General features: G+C 46.5%; 15 protein-coding genes. 1 reads left to right on the forward strand and 14 read right to left on the reverse strand.

Going from position 1 to position 22,747, the window contains the following annotated elements; translation table 11 throughout:
• Positions 1-124: 124 nt before the first annotated feature.
• The 9 genes from ABEW34_RS08295 to ABEW34_RS08335 all read right to left on the reverse strand — a co-directional run bounded on the left by ABEW34_RS08295 (position 125) and on the right by ABEW34_RS08335 (position 12,940).
• Positions 125-1,066: a carbohydrate ABC transporter permease gene (locus ABEW34_RS08295; protein WP_430158511.1), complete on the reverse strand. Its 942-nt coding sequence runs from the start codon at positions 1,064-1,066 to the stop codon at positions 125-127.
• Positions 1,067-1,088: 22 nt separating this feature from the next.
• Positions 1,089-2,000, reverse strand: a complete 912-nt coding sequence (locus tag ABEW34_RS08300; RefSeq protein ID WP_430156971.1) for a carbohydrate ABC transporter permease — start codon at positions 1,998-2,000, stop codon at positions 1,089-1,091.
• The gene (locus tag ABEW34_RS08305) at positions 1,997-4,549 is read right to left on the reverse strand and encodes a DUF5696 domain-containing protein (RefSeq protein WP_430156974.1); all 2,553 of its coding nucleotides are present in this window, start codon (positions 4,547-4,549) and stop codon (positions 1,997-1,999) included. Before ABEW34_RS08305 ends, ABEW34_RS08300 begins: the two co-directional genes overlap by 4 nt.
• Before the next feature lie 16 nt (positions 4,550-4,565).
• Positions 4,566-5,201: a YIP1 family protein gene (locus ABEW34_RS08310; protein WP_430156977.1), complete on the reverse strand. Its 636-nt coding sequence runs from the start codon at positions 5,199-5,201 to the stop codon at positions 4,566-4,568.
• Positions 5,182-6,645 carry a hypothetical protein gene (locus tag ABEW34_RS08315; RefSeq protein WP_430156980.1) on the reverse strand — a complete coding sequence of 488 codons (1,464 nt, stop codon included), beginning with the start codon at positions 6,643-6,645 and terminating at the stop codon, positions 5,182-5,184. Before ABEW34_RS08315 ends, ABEW34_RS08310 begins: the two co-directional genes overlap by 20 nt.
• A gap of 16 nt (positions 6,646-6,661) precedes the next feature.
• Positions 6,662-7,531 carry a carbohydrate ABC transporter permease gene (locus ABEW34_RS08320; protein ID WP_430158514.1) on the reverse strand — a complete coding sequence of 290 codons (870 nt, stop codon included), beginning with the start codon at positions 7,529-7,531 and terminating at the stop codon, positions 6,662-6,664.
• Between the two features lie 8 nt (positions 7,532-7,539).
• Positions 7,540-8,499, reverse strand: coding sequence for a carbohydrate ABC transporter permease (locus ABEW34_RS08325; RefSeq protein ID WP_430156983.1), 960 nt, complete (start codon positions 8,497-8,499; stop codon positions 7,540-7,542).
• Positions 8,500-8,515: 16 nt separating this feature from the next.
• Positions 8,516-11,299, reverse strand: a complete 2,784-nt coding sequence (locus ABEW34_RS08330; protein WP_430156986.1) for an extracellular solute-binding protein — start codon at positions 11,297-11,299, stop codon at positions 8,516-8,518.
• Positions 11,300-11,509: 210 nt separating this feature from the next.
• Entirely contained in the window at positions 11,510-12,940 is a 1,431-nt protein-coding gene (locus tag ABEW34_RS08335) for an extracellular solute-binding protein (protein ID WP_430156989.1), read from the reverse strand.
• A gap of 283 nt (positions 12,941-13,223) precedes the next feature.
• Between ABEW34_RS08335 and ABEW34_RS08340 the strand changes: the two genes are divergently transcribed.
• A complete protein-coding gene (locus tag ABEW34_RS08340) occupies positions 13,224-13,976 on the forward strand; it encodes a response regulator transcription factor (protein ID WP_430156992.1) in 753 nt (250 codons plus the stop codon).
• Positions 13,977-14,105: 129 nt separating this feature from the next.
• On the opposite strand, the gene ABEW34_RS08345 is transcribed toward ABEW34_RS08340, so the two are convergent.
• The 5 genes from ABEW34_RS08345 to ABEW34_RS08365 form a co-directional block, all read right to left on the reverse strand.
• A complete protein-coding gene (locus ABEW34_RS08345) occupies positions 14,106-15,140 on the reverse strand; it encodes an endo-1,4-beta-xylanase (protein WP_430156996.1) in 1,035 nt (344 codons plus the stop codon).
• A 34-nt stretch (positions 15,141-15,174) separates the two neighbouring features.
• Positions 15,175-17,874 (reverse strand): endo-1,4-beta-xylanase, encoded by a 2,700-nt coding sequence (locus ABEW34_RS08350; RefSeq protein ID WP_430156999.1) that lies wholly within the window; start codon positions 17,872-17,874, stop codon positions 15,175-15,177.
• 310 nt (positions 17,875-18,184) lie between these two features.
• Positions 18,185-19,192, reverse strand: a complete 1,008-nt coding sequence (locus ABEW34_RS08355; protein ID WP_430157001.1) for a glycoside hydrolase family 43 protein — start codon at positions 19,190-19,192, stop codon at positions 18,185-18,187.
• A gap of 145 nt (positions 19,193-19,337) precedes the next feature.
• Positions 19,338-20,981 carry a response regulator transcription factor gene (locus tag ABEW34_RS08360; RefSeq protein ID WP_430157004.1) on the reverse strand — a complete coding sequence of 548 codons (1,644 nt, stop codon included), beginning with the start codon at positions 20,979-20,981 and terminating at the stop codon, positions 19,338-19,340.
• A complete protein-coding gene (locus ABEW34_RS08365; RefSeq protein WP_430157007.1) occupies positions 20,974-22,716 on the reverse strand; it encodes a sensor histidine kinase in 1,743 nt (580 codons plus the stop codon). Before ABEW34_RS08365 ends, ABEW34_RS08360 begins: the two co-directional genes overlap by 8 nt.
• Positions 22,717-22,747 lie beyond the last annotated feature (31 nt).

A 22,747-nucleotide genomic window follows, 5' to 3' on the forward strand; every position in this document is an offset into this window, starting at 1 on the left:
AAAACGCTTGGAATCCCAAGCGTGATGAATGCACTATTGATCAATAGAGTAGAATAGCACCTAGCAGAATATCCAGCAATGAGCTGCTCTCACTAGGTGCTTGCCTGTCATTTGGATGTATCCCTTATCCAACAAGTCCTGTCCGCTCGATACTTTCGACAAAGTAGCGCTGCACAAACAAATAAAGAATAATTAGCGGCAAAATCGCGAGCAGTATTCCCGTATCCTGTACCATGCTCATGTAAAACGGGTCTGCTTTGGAGGATGCGCCGTCTTGGAGAAAGATAGATAAATTATAGGGCAAAGAGGCCAATTGGGTAGACATCACTTTGCTCGACGTCAGGTAGGTTGTCGTAAAGAAGCTGTCGTTCCACTGCCATACGAACGAGAACAGCAACACGGTAACGATTGCCGGCATCGCATTTGGCAGCATAATGCGTAGAAACGTCTGCCCGACACCCGCACCGTCCATATAAGCAGCCTCCTCGACCTCCTTGGGCACACCTCTAAAAAATTGGCGAAAAATAAAAATATACAGCCCTGCTCTCAAGGAATTGGCAGTTATGGACGTTAAAATAAACGGCCAATACGTGTTCAGCAAATTGATAGATTTCCCCGTCAATAAAGGAATCAAGCCCATCAGGGTAAAGTCCTTCAGGTTTAAATACACGGGAATAAGGATGGTCGTAGGCGGAACCATGATCGTTAGAATGACGCCGCCAAAAAGCAGCTTGCTCCCTTTAAACTTAAGTCTTGCAAAAGCATAGCCCGCAAGCGCACAGGAGGCAGCCGTCAGCAGGGTCGTTGTCGACGACAGCGCAAACGTGTTCAGCAGCGTCTGCCAATAATCCATAATGGCTATTGCCTGTTTCATATTATCCAGCGAATAATGTTGTGGAATCCATATTACAATCGGTGAGTATAAATCGGTCTTGGACTTTATCGCTGTAGAAATCTTTTGCAAAATGGGATAAAGGATTACGAAGGATAATCCTGCGATTAAAGTTAAGCGAACGAATGACCACAGCCACCGCTTCCAGCTTTCTAGTGATAATAATCGGTCCATTATCAAGGTATTCACGCTCCTTTTAGTCTTGGTAGAACACCCTTTTAGATACAAAATACGAGCTGATCAGCAAAATAATCATGATTGCCAGAAAATAGAGCCAGGCCATCGCTGAGCTGAGGCCAAAGTTAAAGGTGGTAAAGCCCGTCTCCCGAATCAATTCCGTCATATTATTCCTTGAGAACGAATCGATAATCGTATAGATCATATTGACGAGAATGAGCGGGCTGACCATCGGGAACGTAATTTTCCAAAATGCTTCATAGCCGGTAGCTCCCTCCATCTTGGACGCCTCATAGAGCTGCGGAGATATCGTCTGGATGCCCGCAAGGAAGATCAAAAGCTGTACGCCCGACTGACTAACAATTTGATAAATACGGTCGACTGCCCCCGTAAGATACATGACAATGTCTTCATTAACTCCCGCATCAAGCATTAAGCCGGCCAGCTCATAAGCGCCAAAAGCATTGATGATGCTGGAGCCCGCATTTTGATCATTGACAGCCTGGATCAAGCTTGTGCTCTCAAGCGTCATAATAATCCCCGAGGCCAAAATGACAGGCAGAAAAAAGATCGACCTTGCAATCGCTCTGCCGAAAAATTTCTGATTCAGCAGCACAGCTAAAAACAAACTGAATATAACGATCAACGGTACGTTTACGACCATGTCCACAATTGCTTCTGTCAATATGCGATTAAAGCTCGTATTGATCGTCAAAGCCTGCACAAAGTTTGAAAATCCGATAAATTGGATGCTCAAGCCCTCCGAGTTAGCTGATATAGAACTAAAGCTGTAGCGTAAGGAGGAGACCATCGGAATAAAGAAGAAAAAAACAAAGCCAAGCAGCCAGGGCAGTACAAAAATAAAACCTAAAAAAGCCTTCTGCTGCACATAGGTCCGCTGCTTCAACCCGAGCTTCATTATAAGCTTCAAGAGCGTTCACCACCCGTAATATAGCTCTCGGCTTCTACCGTCCTGCCTTCAACCGTCACTTGAGTCTGGTTATAGTTTACAATCACGTATATGCCATTCCCATAGACCGTCTTAAATACGCCTTCATCCAGCTTTTCATGCGCGGTAATCTGCTCGTTACGAACGCTCCTCAGAACGGCGTTCACTTCTTGATAAATCTCCGAGGCTTTATCGAGCCATAGCTTGTAATTCACAGCATAGAGATGATTGTATTCACTATCCTTGACCTTATAGTTCGGCTCGTAAATCCATTCGAAGTAAACGCCCGCTCCATATTCCAAGTTTTTCAGCACATATTGCTTTTCATTCGTATAAGTAGAAAGATTATATGGTGCCCCCGCGTATTCGATAAATCCACGAATGACCATCTGATAGAAAGGAATTTCTTCATCCTCAAGCTTAAATCCGCTGCCGGACAACGGTGCATTCGTAAGGTCGGACAAATACGGCAGCGCATAGGCATTTCCGCCGTTAGCCATTATCTTCAACTTTTCATCCCGAATTTTGTCCAATGCTTCGCCCGATATGGCTTCAGACATCGTTCGATCCATTTGCTTGTTTTTACGGAAATCGCTATTCAATTGATCAGCCAAATCCAGCAGTGAAAGGCCTCCAGGCTGGAAATCACGAATGCCATTGAGCATGGAATCCGTATAATCCACTACGAGCCGCGGGGATATGACATAGGACGGCGATTTGGTTATATCACGTCGATTGAGTGCCAGATCAAGCGGATAAAGCATGGCAGGAACCTCTCTTAGCGTTCTTGAAGCATCATCGGACTTATCGAAGCCTTCTCCTGTAAGCGCAGTTAAAATGGCAACCTCCGGGAACAGAGAAATCCCTTTGCTCTGGGCAAACGCAATAAATTCCTGCAATCCCTTGCTCCCCCCGATTGCCTTATCGACCTTAACATGGTTCGGGACTTTATGATCGAGACCTTCATTGAACCAGCCAGAATACTTGAGCTTAATATCTGTTATCTCACGCTGCTGCAGCTGCTCGACAATGGTCTGCGCTTGCTCGAATGTCGTAAGCGGTTCAAGTGCCTGATAGGGAATGCCCACGAAGTGCTTCTGTTTGGATATGCTTCCAACCAACTGCAAATAAAAGGGAGTATCCACTTTCGTATCGTCTGCTTCGTGCTTCAGCAATCCGTTATTTTTCTCCAAATATTGCTGATAATATCGAGCCATTCCTTGGTAAGAGGCTTGCTTGCCGCTTAGAAAAGCATAACGGATCGTATAGTCGCTTTTCATCGGGTTTTCTTGAAATCTGGGGAGTGAACGCTGCTGCCCATTCCCATCCAGGTATACAGTTCCCTTATTGATCACATAAAAATTCGGATAAACATAGTTGTAGCTGTTCAACCTGCCTCCGATGTCTGCATGGATGGTAGCAACAGATGCGCCCTCCTCAATGATTCCGAGAAAAGCTCCGCCCTCCCGAATGATTCCAAACACGGGGAGTCTCACCTTCTGTTCTCTAGCTGCATTCTCGGTTCTGTCTATCGTCTGATCCGCCCCGTAGACAAGCTGCTGATAGGCCGGATATTTGGTTTTTCCGTTGTTAAAATGGATCAGCGCGCCTGATCCGTCCGGAACGAACATCGAACCGTCCTCATCCGCCCCTCCGGCACCAAAAAAGCTGAGGAGTGAAATCGTGTTAACGGGATATTCATCGGGATAGCGGATGCTGGAAACGGGAATTTTGGCGACTAGGCTATCCGCATCCAGCGTATATTCAATCGATGCTTGAAAAATGCGCGCAGCGGGCTTCTCCTGCGTAAACCCAAGCTCGGCCATGTCCTCCTGCAGCTCCACTTCTGTATAACCCGATGCCTCCAACGCAGCGAGCGCCCGCTCCAATTGAAGCCCGTTCAATGCGCTGTCATTTCTTCTATATACCGCTTTTTCCGCATCCTCTTTATAAGCGATGAGTAATGCTCGTTTTCCTGATTTGTCCAGCTTGCCCGACAGCTCCTCGAAACGGGCCTTGCTTAGCATTTGGGGTAAATCTTCTGCTGTTTTTTCGCTCGTACCAAATTGATAAGACACGCTGATTCCACTCGGAATTTCTGTGACATTGATTTGTTTATGGGCCACACTGTCTGTGTATGAATTAATTGAGTTGAGCTGCCCAAAGCTGTTATAAAAATCAATCTTTATTTGAGAGGACAATAAATCCTTGTTTACTCCCGCAGCAAGCGAATCCGAGCCTCGATCAAGCGGGTTGCTGTTCCATATTTCACCCGTTTGTTTGATAAGAACGGCTATTGCCCCAGTCTGATCATCTACGAATAGCCGCAGTTGGTCGTTTTCAGCTGCTCCCTTCATACCGGCGACACGAGAATCCGTGAAGGCAGCGCTCAAGGCCTTCCCCTGCGCAACTACCGGCAAAGCCTGATCATCGTCCTCCCCATGATTGCCAGATGGCGTATCGGAGCAGCCTGCAATGATAATCCCGACTAGGAAGCATACGACCAACAGGGCATTTTTGGCTATATTCATCTCTATGCCTCCTCCCTTAGCTTCTCAAAACCAATTCTTGATAAATAACCGATATAAAAGCCAGCATTTGCTGAATTAAACTAAAGAACAATAAGCTTAAGAAGGCCATGAAACCCATTGCTGCAATCGTCAATATAATGGTCCCGATCGTTTTGGACGGGGTATATTGATGAACCGTCATATTACCGACAAAGAGCAGAAACACGCACCATATCATGGCAATGCTGCTGGAAAAATGATAAAAAGCCGTCTCCTGAAGCGAAATGAAATTACTCAACAAGATCCAAGGCAGCTGAATAATAACGAGCGGGATTAAGGCAAAGCATGTTGAAGTAAAAATGTCGACAAACTTCCCTTCCCCATCCATTAAGGTTGTCAGCGACCAATTAGCTACGCACCAAAACAATACGGGAACCACGACATACAAAATCTCCATAATGCTGTTCATTCCATTTGGATTAACGAGATTGACCACAAACCCGCTGTACTGGCTCTGCATAATATTGGTCACGGCCAGCAAAAACAGAATTACAAAAGAAATGACGATGCTCACCTTTTGATTGCGGTCATATTTCAGCTCCCAATAGCCATTAAAGGGATGCATAATGAGATAGAAAGGGTATTTATACAGCTCACTGTTCAATGGAGGCAACCTGACGTCCCCCTTTCTTTTTCCGATACTTTGTAATAAACAAGGCAACGATTACAAGTCCAAGCATACCCGTCATAATCGCAGTAAAATGTTCCCGCAGCACCTGCTTGCGATAAAGCAGGAACGCCTTCGAATAGCCTTTCTGATCCATGCTTTGTTTAAAATATTTCATCGCCTCGCCATAATCTCCCTGCCGAATTAGCGCTTTGCCAATGCCCGCGTAGGCGAATTCCAGATTTGCATTCATGTTGATCGTCTGTTGAAACAATAGGTTGGCCTGCTCTTCATCGCCTTTATAATAGCTCCTGACCGCTTCATTCAAGGTGCGGCCGTATTCCGTCGATTGAAATACCGTGATTTCGCCAAGCCGCTTATCCAAGATGAGGTAATCATCACCAATGCGCTCAATTGCCACTGGTGTATGGAATTCACCCAATTGATTGCCTATCCCACCGAAAACATACATGAAGTGTCCGTCACCATTGTAAGTGAAGATTCGGCCTTTATTGGCATCCAATATGGCGTATATCTCACTGTCCGTGACATCGATATCGACCAATCGGGTTGGACCATCAGCCGTCATGAAACGAATATCTCCTTCTGGAGGAAAATAACCTTCCTCCCTTAAAATATCGCCCCCCCGTGCATTCAATTTTCTGACGTTGTTTTGCATTTGACTATTTGTTGCGTAAAGGAAGCCTTCATCGTTAATATCCAAATTTGAAAATTCCGTCGGCGTGAACATGACCATCTGGCTCCGCTGCGCTTGGGTGGACAGCATTTTCCAGAAATGCTCGACTGGGCTGAAAAACACACGGTTGGCGCCGATAAACGAGGTGAATTCGCCATTCGCATTAAATTCCATAAATCCGTCAAAAACACCAGCTGCCATCACATAGATTCGCTGCGCCTTATCCACGACAAGTCTTATCGGCTCAAATTTAAAGGGGTCCTGCAGCAGCTCGGACTCGGGCGACTCGATAACCTTCACCAGCTTGTCGTCCTGATCGAGATGAACCACTCTTTGATTTCCTGTATCAGCAACGAACAGCTGCTTCTCATCCGTGACGAATAAACCTTGAGGGTTCTGGAACGTTTCCTCTTTGCCCTCATGGACGTATGAAGTAATCATTCGCACCAGCTCAAATTTCTGATTCAAAATGACGACACGATTGTTGCCTGTGTCAAGCAAATAAATCTGCTTATCAGCCGTAACGTGCAAATCGCTCGGTTCCTTTAAGGGCCCAATTCCCATGCTCTCGCCGTTCCATAAGCTTGTTGCTTTGTAAGCTGCAGGAGCGGCTACCGTGTTCCCCCAAAATGAATAATTATAAGAACCCGCATCGTCCGCCGCCTTGGCAATCGTTCCTCCGATGCCCATGCTTATCAGGCAACAAAGCGCAATGACAAGGTATACCTTTGCCTGTAATCTGCCTATCAACATCCTGCACGACTCCCTTCTACTCTTTCATTCCGGAAGTTGCCATCGTCTGAATGACGCTGCTCTGGGAAATGATAAAGAGTGTGATCGGAACCACCATCAAGATTAGCGCGACTGCCGCACCGACTCCTGCTCTGGCAATTCCCCCTTGCGTAATTTGACCCAAAGCATAATGCAGCGTCTTTAAATTCTCACTGTAGATAAAGCTGCCCCCATCGGTCCCCCATAACATCGGAAACTGTAAAATCATGAGCGTTAACCATGCAGGCTTCACATTCGGCATGACAATGCTCCAAAAAATCCGGTATTCATTAGCACCATCAATTTTTGCCGCCTCCAGCAAGGCATCCGGTATTTGCTCCATGAATTGCTTCATGAGAAACAGGCCTAACGGAAAGGCAAGGGACGGTACAATAATCGACGCATGCGTGTTAATCCATCCCAGCCAGGACATCACCATATAGTTGGGAATTGCCGTCACATGTCCAGAGAACATCAAGGACAGCACGACAATGGAGAAAAGCGTTTTGGATCCCAAAAATCGGTATTTGGCTAGCGGATATGCCGCGGCCGAGGCAAGCAAAATATGTCCGGCCGTACCGATAATGGTAATGATCACCGTATTTGCAATATAGCGCGTGAGCGGTACCCACGAATTGCCCATTATCGCCACCAGGTCAAAAAAGTTATCCAGCGTCGGGTTGTGCACAAATAGGCGTGGCGGGAAAATAAACAGCTCATCAAGCGGCTTAAAGGCATTGTTCACTGCATAAATCAAGGGCATTGCCATAAACGCGCCGAATAAGGCCAGGAACGCGAATAGCAAAAAGCTGACTAGAAAGGAACGATTGAGCCTTTTGGGCGTCCGAAGGACCGCGAGCATTTTCATGGCCAACGTCACTCACCGACCTTTCGCAGCATTTTCTGTGTCAGCATATTCGTTCCAATCATAATGACAAAAAGAACCGTCGCAATAGCCGACGCGTAGCCCATCTCAAAGCGAATCGAGCCATAGTCCATCAGGTGCGTAACTACCGTATGCGCAGCATAGTTGACACTTGGAAAGCCAGCCAGCGCAATGGAGATGTCCGCAACCGCAAATGCTCCCGTAATTTGCAGGACGGCCCCGAATAACAGCTGCGGCCTCATGGAAGGCAGCGTAATGAACCACAATTCCTGCCAGCGATTGTTAATGCCATCAACAGCGCCCGCTTCAATCAACGTCTGATCAATCGTTTGCAGGCCCGCGATAAAGGCGAGAAAGCTCGTGCCCAGGCTAAGCCATAGCTGGACGAGAATGACGATCGGCAAAATATATTTCTCATTGGTCAGCCATAAAATCGGTTCCAGCATAAATCCATATTTGATGAGAAATCCATTTAAATAGCCGTAGCTATCTCCGGAAAATACGATCAGCCAAATAAAAAACACATTTCCAGAAATCGATGGCGCATAAAAAATCAAGGTCATGACCGCACGAATCTTCGGTGACAGCTCATTGATGATCCATGCAAATAGAAAACAAGCGATATAGCTGATCGGGCCGGTAATGACCGCGAACATAAAAGTATTTTTCAAGGCAATCATGAATACATCGTCGTTAAGAAACAGTCTTGAATAGTTTTGCCAGCCAACAAAACGCGGAAATTCGAGCATATTAAAATAAAAGAAGCTCAGTCCTAAAGAGAATACGACTGGAATGACCGTAAATGAAAAGAAAATAAGCATATACGGACTCATCAAAATATAGTGATGCTTGTTTCTTTTCAACTCCTTTATCGTATGTGCCCATTTGGATGTTTTCGTTGGCTGGATGAGCTTAGGAATGGTTTTACCTGTTGCTGTTTTAGCCTGCATCGGCTTTCACCCCAATCTAGTACGGTAAGTTGAATTCCTTTCGTTTGATCGCAATTTCATCGTTAATGTACAAAAGATAATCGGATAATGCCTCACGAGGATTCTCATTTCCATTGACGACTTTTCGGAAGGCATTATCCAGATGCCTGCCCGTAAAATAGCCGCCTGGAACCTGCGGGATTCCTCGCACCCACTGCCACTGGCTTTCTAAATTTTGATAGTCCTTGATCGGCCAAGGCAATTGCCCAAGCGCCTCCATATTAGCTGTCGGATAACGTGCGGCTTCACCCATTAGCCCTTCCATCTCGCGGCCGTATGCCACTTGGGTTTCCTTGTCCGTCCACCATTTCATAAATTCCCATGCCGAGGCCTTGTCTTTCGCATTCTCAAGCATCATCACTGCGGTTGTATGGCTGGCAACCTCATGATTGATCGAGCCGTTCTGCTGCTCTATGCCGGGTACGATTGTAAAGTCCCAAAGACCTTTTATTTCTGGTGCCATGACCGTAAGTGCATTGTAGGTCGTATAATCCGCAATGCCCACTGGCATTTCACCTGTCCGAAAGCGATTAGGGAAATCCGCCTGCAGCGGAAACTTGTAGTTCGTATAGAACTGCGACCATGTCTTGAAGGCTTCCATCGATATCTCGGAATCCAAAGCGCTTTTTTTGTCCTCATCCCGATAGAACGCTCCGCCATTTTGGTACAGCAGCATTGCGAATGTCGCATTCGGAACGAGGTTCGCATTATTGGTTGCCGCCTCAATAGGCAAATAAAACTCCATATTATGCTTTTGAAGAACGGAAATCATGTTGTATACTTCTTGCCAGGTTTTAGGAGGCGTCAATTCCAGCTCCTCCAAAATATCCTTGCGATAAAACAGCATCGGGAATGTCTGCTGCTCCGGAAGGGCATATACCCCGTTGCTGTACGCATACGGTGCCAGTGCGCTGTCGCGGAATCGGGACGCTACCTCCTTGAAATCAGCAAAGCTCGATAGGTCAGCCGCGGCGTTTCGCATCGCATAGTTGACGGGTACCTCTTCGCCAATCTGCATAGCAACGTCCGGTCCCTCTTCGGCTAAAGTAGCCGGCAGAAGGATGTTGCCAGGGACGAGCCTAAGCTTCACCGAAATATTCGATGCCGATGTAAACGAATCGTCAATCAAGCTTTTCAACACTTGCGCTTGATCCCGACCTGTCGTTATCCAGACGGTTATCGAACGCTGATTTTCTCCTGTATTGCCAATGCTGTCATAGTCTTCGGTATAAGAAGCTATATAACCGCCAAGCTCGTGCTTGATCCGACCCAATGCCGTTGCCTCCGCCTGAGGGAGCTCCCGATCCGGCGAGGAGACAACCAAATAATCGAGTGTAAGCGGTTGTTCACGTACGGTCAGAATCCATGTTCCAAGACCGCCGACATTGATTTTGAATGCATTCAAGCGCCTTGCGACGGTTTCCGGTTTATCCACCATTTCTTCTAATTGACGAACCATCGTATGCAGAACAGCTACTTTGTCGCTGCGCTCCCCCGTCGCTTGCTCCAAATAGTCGGCCACACGTTGGATCGTTGCCGCTTGCTCCTTGAACACCTTCGTCATCTCCGGTATCCGCTTCTCCAATTGATAATCGCGATAGGGGTCCGGCGTATTCGAGGTTATGATCAATATTTTCCTGAACATTTCATTAAGCTGCAGCACGCTGGACTCAACTGTTCGCAGCAGCGGCGCAATTTCGCCAAGAGATACCGCCATCCGAATCCGATGTGTGCCTTTCGTCAGATGGAATAAATACGGCTGTGCTCCTCCGAGTACATTCATCTGCCAGTTCATATCGAATTTAAACGGGATTCTCTTCATTTCTGCAAACGGGTACTGCCCGTCAATCATCAGACTGCGCGTGCTGTAAACGCCTCGGAGCTGATCCTGCTTGCGCTTCAAGGCAATTTGATACAGGCCGTCCTCCTTCACCTCTACTTCCCACTCTATCCACTGCCCGGGCAGCTTCCAATTCAGTCCGCCAATCGTATTGATTCTGAGCTTGGAAACATCGTACGGAACAACCGACGGACTTGATCTGTCGATAAGCGGGCTTAAGGTTGGAGATGACTTCAGCACGGCCTCTTCCGCCTGAATCGTCACGTATTGATCTTTAACAGGTACTAAACCTGCGGCTTCGTATTCTTTTTGGATTTCCGCATAAGATTTTGCGGCTTTCTCCTGATACAGCTCGATATAATCGATAGCCATTGGCTCCCGTGATGACGTCAGCGACAAGGTTTGCTGCCCTTGGTCAAAATAGAATAAATACGGCTCGTCATAATAACCGCCGCTATCCGTTAAAGTCTTGAGCTGCCATGACGGCTTCTCAACCTGTCTCGGGCGCAGATCGTTTCCTCTATCGTCGCTTCGTATAGCATCCTCCAGATTACCCCACAGTCGGTTGAACAACAGCATTTCCGCACCCTTGAAGGGCACTTTCCCATTAATAGCAAGCTGCCTTTCGATCGCAGAGCTTTTTCCCTCTATTGGGTAATAATGAATTCTGACGTTGTAAAGCCCCGCTTCTTCCATCTCCATCTGCCAGCGAATGGTTCCAGCCTCCGGCGTAATCACCGCTTTTCCATCCAAGCCTTCAAACCGATCCGCTATTTCAAAGCCGTCTCCAACCGTTTTTGAAAAGCTTTCCCCTTCGATTCGGATCACCCCAGCCGGACGCTCGGCAGTCGAATAGCTGTTCAAATAGTCGTCATAGCCGCCCTTGGCATAGGAATGCTCGCCCATCTCAAAAGCACTCATGGCTTGAACTTTCCCCCTATCAGAGGGTGTCGGAGGGTTATAGCTCCAAATGGACAAAAAAAATAAAACTAAAGCAAGTATGGCGATAGCATATTTCTTCGCTTTGCTGTTCAATTCTTCTCCCCTCCTGCTGCTAGAGATAAAATATTCCGAACAGCCCCTATTAATTGAATGGCTCAATAGGGACTGTTCGAGATGCGAAAGTAATCGCTATTTTTTATACACTTCGTCAATGGCAGCTTGAACATTCGCTTTAAATTTGTTGATAACGGTAGAGACTGAGTTTCCAGAAGTAAGCTCGCCAATGATATCGTAATAAGGCAATTTCGGGAATGTATTGTGATCGAGGACGAGCATGCCTTTTCCGGAAATGATTGCGTTCTCAATATCATCCTCATTCGTAAAGTTGCTCTCCAGCGTAGCTTGGTCTGGATAATCATAAATCGAATCGACATCGTTTATTTTTTCCCAAATGTACATGAGCTGCTCTGGATTCTCGACTTTTTTTGGAATCGCCAGGGACTGGAAGAGAGCTTCGCCTGCATGATAGGCGGAAGCACTCGGGCCTTTAGGGAAGGGAACGAAGCCGATGTCAAAATCCTTCATATCCGTCTTGAGTCCTCCGATCTCCCAAATGGCGCCTGCATACATCAGGGTGTTGCCTTGACGGAAAAATTGGCCAGGCTCTGTCCAATCTCCGCCTTCCGTAGCTCTTGCCACCTTCTCGGTTGCCACACGGGAAATGAAATGAAAGGCTTCTACCGTTTTTGGATCTTCTAAATTTTGCTTATCTCCTAGAGTAAGACTTGCTTCATTGGAGTACAGCGCCTGATCCATCAGCGAGCCTTGTGAAAGCCCCCATCTATCCAGCTTTCCATCGTTATTCGTATCCTTGTTGGCCTCTTTGGCAACTTGAATGAACGTGTCCCAATTCCAATTATCTTCATCTACATATTCCTGAAGCGACTTAAGTCCTAGCTGATTCAGAAGCGTACGATTATAGAAAACGCCACCCATAAAATCAGACTGATTATCCGTAAAACCATAGCCTCTGCCCTCATACTGCATAAACTCATTTGTAACCTTCTGGTTGAATACCTTCGTATTTTTCGTATACTCATCAATCGGCCAAATTAAATCTTGCTTTACCAATGACGGGATCATATAGGCTTTACCCAGTCTGACGATATCGCCGAGCGGCTCGCCTGCCACCAGAGATGCGACAACCTTCTGCTGATACTCACCGTAGTCAACAGCGACGTATTCCACTTTAAAATTATGCTTCTTCATTAGATCATCCAGGTTTTTCTTGCGCTGAATATTGTCTGGATTGTCCTCGGGTATCGTCATATCCCACCATGATACGATTTTGATCACCCGTCCGCCCATGTCAAAATCCATCTCTGGCGTCGACTGTTCATCCCCAGCTGCCTCACCAGCATTATTAGCCTCAGCAGGATCAGTCGTTTCCGAGCCTTCGTTAACGCTTCCCTCTACCGGTTCCTTATTGCTGTTACCATTACTGCTTCCACTAGCATTACTGCTTCCACTGGCATTACTGCCTGCATTACCGCTGCATGCTGCTAATGTAAATATCAACATTAAACTTAATAAAAAGACTCCCAGTTTTCTCACTCTCATATGGATCCCCCCTGAAAATGGATTACATAAAAAGTGTAGCGCTTACATTTCTGAGTAACAACCTGCCTGTATTTAGATGAATCACCCTATAAGTTATAGATTTCAATGAAATCGCTTTCTTGCTGTGCTAGTCCCGTTTACAAATGGTAAACAAATGGTTGAGGGATAAAGAAATGCACGTTGTGGAGAAGGCGTACGTTGAACATAATGGAAACATAATTACTTCATTCGTACGGAAATTCTTCCGAAGCTTATTATTGAAAATGAAAGTGAGGTTATAACCGTGTATAAGGTATTGCTTGTTGATCCAATGATTCATTCGAGGGAAAAGACGCAGAACATGCTTGACTGGACACATTTAGGTTTTATCATACAAGCGTATGCGGACAATTCCTCGGAGGCTCTGTCTTTAATGGATCGGGAGCCCTTTTCCCTTGTTCTCATTAATATTAAAAACGCTCAAGCAGATGGCATGCTGCTTTGCGAGCATATCCGCCAGCAAAGCCGCGTTCCGATTATCCTCTTGGAAGGGGACGATGATTTCCAGTTGGCTAGGAAAGCTTTGTCCTTTCAAGTAAGCGATTACATTACGCAGCCTGTTCAAGCTAGCGATTTAACGGCAAGCTTGCTTGCTGTAAAAAAAGAACTGGCATCCATGGTTGATGATCAACAACTGTTACATGCATCGCCTGTCCCCTTTAAGCGGAGCGAGCAAGGCAACTCGATTATTGATATCGTAAAAAAATACGTGGAGGAAGAATTGCACCTTAACATTACGCTAAAAAAAATATCCACCTTATTGCATTTCAACTGCGCTTATCTGGGTCAAAAATTCAAGGACCACGAAAACATGTCGTTTAATGAATACCTCCTTCAGCAACGGATGGAAAAAGCAAAGCTGCTGCTCGAAAAAACGGATATGCGCATCTATGAAATTGCTAATGAGGTTGGTTACACGGAAATCGATTGGTTCTACAAAAAATTTAAAGCGTATACAGGAGCCAGTGCGAACGAATATCGAAAGCAAATCTCTTAAATTCATAGCTGTCATTGCGAGCACAAACGTACAGGCCAGCTTCCCTTGGATGAGGAAGCTGGCCTGCTGCATGCCTGTTAACCTTAAAGATTCATTGCCTGTAAAATGTACTGATGCCGCTCTACTGTTCTACTGCTCTGTTGCACTACTCGCAGACAAATGGACAACCTCGTAATAGGCACCTTTCGGCTGCTGCTCCGAATCAAACAATAACGGCCAATTTTTGCGGCCTCTTACCGGAAAATAATCCAGCCAAGTATAGTCGTCTGCCGCTCCCCAAAACGTAACACCTGTCAGCACATCCTTATATTCACGAAACAGCTCAAAAAACTGCTTGTAACGTTGTTCCTGCTGACGCAGCATTTCAGCTGTCGGTACTGCTATATCCGTACGTCGGTCTTCAAAGGCGAAGACTGACACATCCATCTCCGTAATTTGCAGCTTCAAGCCAAGCGATGCATAACGCTCGATTGCCGCGCGGATGTCATCCAGAGATGGATCTATTAAATTCCAGTGTGCCTGCAGCCCAATGCCGTGTACTGGAGCCCCCTGTTCAAGAAGCGACTTGACGAGCCGATAAATTTTCTCACGCTTCCCCGGATTGCATTCATTGTAGTCGTTGTAGAACAACAGTGCCGCCGGATCAGCTTCATGGGCCAATCGGAAGGCTTGCACCATATAGTCGTCACCAATGCCCTCCAGCCACCTTGAGGGTCGCAGCAACTCTTCCCCTTCGTCGGTGACCGCTTCGTTGACGACATCCCAGCAATAAATGGTATCGCGGTATCGCTGCATAACCGCCATGATGTGAGCCTTCATCCGGGCTAGCAGCGTTTCCCGAGCTGCTGTACCGCCGTTTCCATCGTCAAATACCCAATCTGGTGTCTGATTATGCCACACGAGCGTATGTCCGCGCAGCTTCATGCCATGCTCTCTGGCAAACTGGGCAATCTGATCAGCAGCCTCGAATGTATACGTATCCTCTGCCGGGTGAATGCACTCAAACTTCATTTCGTTTTCCGCGGTCAAGCTGTTGTAGTGCTTGATCAGCAATTCACGTTGGCTTACAATCGTGTGACTATTTACCGCAGCGCCGATCAGAAAATCATTTTTGAAGCTTCCCGCCAGACTATCCGCTGAATTCAAATGCTTCTTCTCTGTCATTTTTCTGCCGCCTTTCGCTTTTTCTATGACGATGCTACTTTCCCTTCGCGCCCGTCAGCTGCAATACCCCAAAGCCGAATGCGTTTTGGTACGACTGTCCTGACCGATCATTCCACATGGCCACACTATCGCGGCTTCCGTCGCCATCCTCGTCATTATTGATTTGTACGTCAAATCCGATCAGATCCCCGGCTTTTGGCGCCTTGCCAATCCATGCGATAGATGCTTCCACTACATAACCATTCGCCGTCCGCTTCGTAGCCGAGATTAGATTTTTGCTTAACGAAGCCGGGCTGACACTTTGTTCATTCTCGAAGTTGATCCGATACTGTCCGTCATCGGAGTCATAGCTGCTGCTCGCCGCATTATTCTGGTCGATGAAAATCTCCACCGAATCCTGCTCCCACACATTCGCACTCTGTTTCGACAGCAGCGAGTCAGTCACCTCGGCCAGCACATACAAACGGCGACCGTCCCATAACGTTCTGACCTTGGCCTTCGATCCGCTTGACCCATTGACCCAGCGGTCGGTCATGATTGATTTTGCATTTGCCCATACCGCATCAATGCTGCCATCAATGACTGGCGTACCTTTTACAGCTTTAGCATATTGAGGCCCTTCAACGAGCTTTAAAACACCGAATTTGGACGTATCCGTATCCTGTGAATTCGTCTTGTCATTCCAGGATGTCTTCGTCACTGTGCTGCCAGACTTATCCACCATTCCCACATCGAACCCAAGCTCTTTTCCTAGCAGCCCTTTCATAGGAACCGCAGCTTCAATGCGGTAGCCGCCTTCTGTCTTGACCGCTTTGTAATTCACGGTTTTATCCTTATTCGCTCCACTGCGCTGGAATGTATATTTTTTATCGTCCGCCTCGTAAGACGTTGTCTTGCCATTGTTGCCGTCTATATAAAGCTCGACCGCATCGCTGCCATTCGCCGTCTTATCCAGCACATCAACCGTTACATAAAGATGCTTCTTATCCCAAAGCGTCTTCACCTTGGCAATTGCACTGCCATCCTTCGAGATGGATACGAGCGGTGCTCTATTCCAAGCCTCCTCCAGCTTGCCGTCGATCTTCGCACTTCCCTCCGCTGCCGTTGCTTGCATCGTTTCGACTGGCACCTTGCTCGGATCGACGAGCGCCCAATACGCGAATTTCGCCTGAAGCCGCTCATCGAACAATAGCGGCCAATTATTGCGCGTGACAGGGAAAGTACGGAGCCATGTATTAAGGTCGTCCTTGCCCCAGAAGATTACTGCAGTGAGCTGATCCTTATGCTTTTTAAACACATCGAAAACTTCCTTGTACCGATTTGCCTGCTTAATTTGCAGCTCAAGCGGAAACGCATCATAGGAATCAGCGTCATTCGTATAGGCACTCATATCAAGCTCCGTGATTTGCTGCTCAATGCCAAGATCCCGGAAAGCCTGAAGCATATCATCAAGTGACTGAACGGACGGGGACGCAATGCCAATATGTGTCTGATGGCCGACGCCGTCCACAGGGATACCCTTGCCTTGTAGGCGCTTGATTAAATCATGCAAATCTTGTCGTTTTTGAGGAATATCCGTGTTGTAGTCGTTAATAAACAGCTTGGCCTGTGGATCTGCAGCATGTGCATATTCGAACGCCTTCTCGATAAATTCCTCGCCTGCGATTTGGTACCACAGGCTGTTGCGCAAACCATTCGGCTTCTGGTCACCGGAATCAAGAACCTCATTCACAACGTCCCAAGCATAGATTTTGCCCTTGTATCGGCCGACTACCGTCTCAATATGCCGCTTCATTCTTGCATACAGCAATTCCTTGCTGGCAAGATTGCCTTTCTCATCGTAGAACACCCAATTTGGCGTTTGGGAATGCCAGATTAGCGTATGGCCGCGAACAGCAATGTCATTGTTTACAGCAAAATCAACGATTTTATCCGAGCGTGTAAAATCAAATTGACCCTCCTTCGGCTCGGTAGCATCCCACTTCAGCTCATTGCCTGCGGTCAGACTGTTGAAATGCTTCTGTAGCAGCTGCGCATCCGGCCCGGTAGCATCTTCAATTTCATTCACGAGCAAGGAGGATCCAAGTAAAAAATCATCAGCAAATACATCTTTTAGAGAAGGAATATCCTTTTGAATTTCAATAGGTACCAAATCTGGCGTGCGCGCAATAACAACATCGTCCACATTGAATGCCAGTTTCGCATGATCTATGGATTCAAAGTAAACACCTAGAGTCTCAAACGGATGGAGCAAGCTGTAAGTTCCAGTTAGCTTCACCCAGCCGCTTTCCGTTACTGTTTTGGCAGCAACTGACTCATAAAACATGTCCCCATTCGTTTTCCGCTCGATCAGCATGGAGACGGACGAATCAGGCGTTCCCGCAGGCAGGCGAACCCAAGCTGAGAGCTCATAGGAATTGCCGACCTCCATAAACGAGGCTAGATTGAGCATGGGGCCGTTCCAGCCCTCCGTTCTTCCTGTAACCTGAAGACCAAATTTCCCCGAATGGGCAGCCGAAGCAGCAGCCGTCAGGCTTTCGTTGCCGCCGCGTCCATACCACCCTTGTGTAGTACCGTCCTCGAAATCCGTCGTGATTTGTTCAGCTTCGCTTGGCGGCTCTGTGCTGGCTTCCGCATGCGTCTGCTTTGGCAGCACGCTAAGCGATAAGGACGTTACCATCAAAATAGCAACCAGCAACAACGAAATAGAGCGTTTCAGTCGATTCTTCTTCATTTAATACACCTTGCCTTTCAACTTATATTCCATAAAGCTCCCTTTTGGGGCGTGTCATGGCAGCATTTTCTTTCTACCAAAATGAACCATAGATCATTCCCTCACTTAAAAGTGTAGCGGTTACATTTTTGAACAACAACCTGTCTATCTTGTGTTCAATTACCTGTCATATTATAGGTTTATGGATGTCCATCTGCTTCGAAAGCAGCTGTCTAATAACAAAAAGACCGCAATTCCCAACCAAATGGCAGGACCAAATGGCAGGGGTTGCGATCTTTGTGCTTTATCATACATATTTACGATTTGTTATTTAATCATTGCGCTCTAGCCTGCTCTCCATCGCATAAGGATCGATTGTTTGAATCGTTCCATCATCATTGTAGTGCAATTCCGTGAATTTAACACAGCGCTTGTGATTGACGCCTTCGGAGAGTGAGCTGTCGTGATAGAACAAATACCATTTGTCCTCAAACTGAACGATAGAATGATGGGTCGTCCAGCCAATTACCGGTGTAAGAATGGTGCCTTTGAACGTATAGGGACCCATTGGGCTGCGGCTAACCGCGTAAACCAGCTTGTGCGTAGTCCCTGTTGAATACGACAAATAGTACCAGCCGTTATATTTATGCACCCAAGGCCCCTCGAAATATCGTCGATCCTCATCACCAGCTAGAATCGGGCTTCCGTTTTCGTCGTGAATCGAAATCTCCTGTTGCTCACCTTGAAAAGACAGCATATTCTCGCTCAGCAATGCGGCCCGCGGCCCCAGCGCTGCCTCCTCCGCCTTCGGACCTGCTGCGTCCGGCTCAAAGACGCCGTTCTGCCATTTTTCCAGTTGTCCTCCCCAAAGACCTCCGAAGTAGATGTACGACTGATCGTCGTCATCCACGAATACAGCCGGATCAATACTGAAGCTGCCCGCCATGTAGTCAGGCTCTGCAGTAAAGGCACCCGCTGGTGACTTGCTTGTGGCTACGCCAATCCGAAATATTCCTTCATGATCCCGAGCAGGAAAAAACAAATAATACGTATGGTTCTTATAGGCGGCATCCGGCGCCCATAGCTGCTTGGAAGCCCAAGGAACATCCTTTAGATGCAATACCTCGCCATGGTCTACGACAGCCGCTTCAAAACTGTCTAGAGACAGTACATGATAATCCTCCATCGCGTATTGATCCCCATTATCGTTGTCAGGACCATCATGGTCGAGATCATGGGACGGGTAAATATAGATTTTCCCTTCAAATACGTGTGCAGAAGGATCTGCCGTAAAAATATGGGTAACAAGCGGTTGATTAGGTACTGGTGCATTAGACATATGAATTCTCCTCCAATTCAGGGTCATTTAAAGCTTCATGCAACCGGAAAATGGCATGATGGTTGCTTCCTTCAATACCGTCCCGCTTGCATGGTTGGCAATGTAATGGGACTTCGAATGCGGCGAAGGAGCGCATGCATCAAGTTCACCGGTTTCCTCCGTTTACAAGAAAACGGTCTCGATATTCTTGCGGCGTTATTCCCGTCGCCTTCTTGAAAAAGCGTGTAAATGAATGTGCCGCTTCGTAGCCGACGGCGGAGGATACTTCTCGAATTTTAAGCTCCCCGTTTCTTAGCAGCTCTCTGGCTTTTTTCAAGCGGCAGCTATCTATATATTCGGATAAATTCACCCCTTGCTCCTGCTTAAAAAACCGGGATAAGTACGATGGATTAAAATAATTGATTTCCGCCAGCCGCACTAAGGATAAGTCCTCGCTTAAATGTTCTTCAATATATCGGCATATACGGTCGATTACACTGGTCGTCCGCTCTAGCTCGCCGTTATGCTTAACTTTGAACAGGCGGTCGGCAATGACATGCAAATAGGCAATCCCCTCCTTCATGGATGAATGCTCATCAAGACGCATCAGTTTTCCATAATCACCAATCTGGTGGTAAAGCCCCCAGCGATTAATGGAAGAAAGCAGCACAAGCGCGATAGAATAATAGCTCTCTATCGCTCGGTGAACATTGCCCGTTGGATGCAGCATGCCCGTCGTCATTTCCTCCACTACCTCATAAAACTTCTCCCTTTTCCCAGCCTCAAGATAGGCTTGCATTAATTCCGTTCTTTGAGCAATCATACTGTCTTCTTTCCTGTTTGAAGGCTCAAGCTGCTCCGTGCGATCCGTTAAAATAATGGATAACCCGTCAGCAATGGTCATTTGATGCAGCTGACGCAGTCTTTCATATTGCTGCGATACCGCTGCCCATTCACAAGAGGCGCCACTTATAGTAAAGGCAATCGTTAAGCCTAGCGATTCCAAACATGTCTCCTGAATGAGCTCAAGCGTTCCTTCCAAATAGCGAATTAAATGACTATAAAACCTTTCCTCGACATGTTCAGATGGCTGAAGCAGCCATAACAAATTGCCGTGCGTATCAACAATTCCAATATGCCGCGTCTGCTCTGACAAATAGGAATGCCCGATCATTCTGGCGGAATTAATCATCTCGCTTCTATCGGAGTAAGGGGTCTCAGCTGGATAGGACAAATGACCAACTACCATTACAACCGGAATCAAAGGACTCAGATCGATGTTCAGTTTGCCAAATTCCTTGACCAACACCTCTTGATCCTGGCAAAGAAGATGGCTTTTTTGCAAAAGATGTCTAATATACTCTCCTTGTGCCATAAATTCTAGCATATACATCTGTTCACGGGATCGCTCGACTAATGCGCTCAATTGATTGTTTTGATGGATCTCTTGCATCACTTCTTGTACAACTTCCGTTATTTTTGCATAGCCTTCCGTCTTCAATAAATACCGGACATCCGACATTTGAATCGCCTTATAGGCATACTGAAACTCGCTATAGCCCGTTAGGAAAATGATTTTGCACCGTGGCCAATACATCTGGATTTCATCAGACAATTCCAAGCCGCTCATGCCTGGCATGCTAATGTCAGTGATAACGATATCAATTCGGGTACGTTGCAGCCAATTGAGCGCTTCTTTACCAGAGTATGCTTTACAGACATCCAGCTTGTCTGGCATCCAGCGCTGAAATACTTCATATAACCCATCCGTAATGATGTCTTCATCATCCACGACTAACAGTCTAAGCAATCTCATTCTCCTCCTTCAGCTTAATGCGAATGACGACCTTGAGACTATTCAGCTCGCCTCTAGACAGAAGCAAACCGCTATTTCTTCCATACGTTAAAATAATGCGCCTGTGAATGTTCATCATGCCCGTCATTTCATAAGACTCTGTAGTACTGTCCAGGCGTTTCTGCAAGGCTTCAATCTCGGTATCGCTCAGTCGATTCCCATTATTCACCACTATAATTCGAGCCTCAGTCTGATCCAGCTCAAAAGCAACGCGAAGCAGTCCATCTTCCGTCATTTTCTCCAGACTATGCTCGTATGCGTTTTCGATAATAGGCTGAATGATCAGCCTGGGCACACGGATATTCTCCATTTCCTTTGGCAAGTCATCAAATTCCACGCGAATCCGTCTTGAAAACCGGAGCTTCTGAATTTCGGTATACATGCGAGAGTGCCTCGTTTCCTCAGCCAGCAGCACATTATCCTCCCCATTACGGGTAATGAACCTAAAATATTCTCCCAGCATATTCGTAAATTCTTCAATGCGCTCCGTATCTCCGGTTCTGGCCAATGAATTAAGGATGAAAAAGCTGTTATAAAGAAAATGGGGATTTATTTGAGATTGAAGCTGCTTGAGCTCCGCCCGCTGCATCATCAGCTTTTGCTTAAAATCCTGATCAATAAGTGCCTGCAATTTATTCAGCATTTGGTTGAACCGATTATACAGATAGCCGAATTCATCCTTCTCCTCGTGCTCAATATGAATATCCAATGCACCTCCTTCCATTCTCCTAAAGCTCTGAACGAGAAGCAGCAAAGGTTTATGAACGAATTTATAAGTTGAATAAGAATAGATAGCGATGGCAATGAAGGTCATGATTGCGAATAGCCATGCCCAGATTACGAACTTGCCCAGCGGTTTGCGTACCGTTTCCTCAGGCAAATACGAAGCAACGGTAACACCCAATTTCTCGGAATGCGCTTTGTCAATGTGATATTTTTTGTCATCAATAATCAGCTTGGTCGTACTGGCCGCCTCTACTTCTCTTATATCGCCTTGAAGCCTTCCACTTAGCTCCTCGTCGCTCATCAATACAAATCCCGTCGTATCCGAAATCAGAAAAGATCCGCTTTCTGGATAAATATTGACTTGGTCCAGCGCATATCTCAGCTTTTCCCTATCCAACTCGATTTGTATGACGAATAGCGGCTCTTCTCCCTTCTTGCCGCTATACTTGGAGGTGCTAAGATGAAGGGTGTTCTCCCACTTTACAAGTCGCTGCTCGCTCCTTCCAATACTGAAGCGAAAGTAATTGTACTTATCCACGTCAAGATCAGTGATCGCATTGCTGAACGAGATTGTTTTGTTAACAGGACGGATATGCACATAAACATCCTTAATATATACACTGCTATTCTTAAAGGAAGTTAAGCGACGGATCAAGTAATTTAAGCTCGCTCTTTTTTCAACATTGTCCATCATCTCCCAAGTGACAACGAGCCTATTCAATTCAGTATCCTCCAACAAGTCGAACTCCTGCAGCTCCATCCATTCGATTTCCCGATTAAGGGCTTCCAAATAATTGGTCAATTGCGCTTCAGAAGTTCTCGACAGGCCTTCGCTGGCATTTTTATAGCTCCAATTATACAAATATACGCCTAGCAGGATAATAGGCAGAATCACGATGAGATAAATAATGACCTGTCGCATGAATATCGTGTTACGCCAAGAATGCGCGGGAAATTTAAGCAAACAAAATCCTCCGATGCTGCTTTTATAAGTC

The organism is Paenibacillus algorifonticola, from assembly GCF_050481745.1.
In the GTDB taxonomy this organism is placed as follows: Bacteria; Bacillota; Bacilli; order Paenibacillales; family Paenibacillaceae; genus Pristimantibacillus; species Pristimantibacillus algorifonticola_A.

What these genes read in the sequence shown, in the direction of transcription:
- ABEW34_RS08295 (WP_430158511.1), bottom strand. Translation starts at nt 1,066, where the DNA reads ATGGACCGATTATTATCACTAGAAAGCTGGAAGCGGTGGCTGTGGTCA.
- ABEW34_RS08305 (WP_430156974.1), bottom strand. Translation starts at nt 4,549, where the DNA reads ATGAATATAGCCAAAAATGCCCTGTTGGTCGTATGCTTCCTAGTCGGG.
- ABEW34_RS08315 (WP_430156980.1), bottom strand. Translation starts at nt 6,645, where the DNA reads ATGTTGATAGGCAGATTACAGGCAAAGGTATACCTTGTCATTGCGCTT.
- ABEW34_RS08320 (WP_430158514.1), bottom strand. Translation starts at nt 7,531, where the DNA reads ATGAAAATGCTCGCGGTCCTTCGGACGCCCAAAAGGCTCAATCGTTCC.
- ABEW34_RS08325 (WP_430156983.1), bottom strand. Translation starts at nt 8,499, where the DNA reads ATGCAGGCTAAAACAGCAACAGGTAAAACCATTCCTAAGCTCATCCAG.
- ABEW34_RS08330 (WP_430156986.1), bottom strand. Translation starts at nt 11,299, where the DNA reads ATGAGTGCTTTTGAGATGGGCGAGCATTCCTATGCCAAGGGCGGCTAT.
- ABEW34_RS08335 (WP_430156989.1), bottom strand. Translation starts at nt 12,940, where the DNA reads ATGAGAGTGAGAAAACTGGGAGTCTTTTTATTAAGTTTAATGTTGATA.
- ABEW34_RS08345 (WP_430156996.1), bottom strand. Translation starts at nt 15,140, where the DNA reads ATGACAGAGAAGAAGCATTTGAATTCAGCGGATAGTCTGGCGGGAAGC.
- ABEW34_RS08350 (WP_430156999.1), bottom strand. Translation starts at nt 17,874, where the DNA reads ATGAAGAAGAATCGACTGAAACGCTCTATTTCGTTGTTGCTGGTTGCT.
- ABEW34_RS08355 (WP_430157001.1), bottom strand. Translation starts at nt 19,192, where the DNA reads ATGTCTAATGCACCAGTACCTAATCAACCGCTTGTTACCCATATTTTT.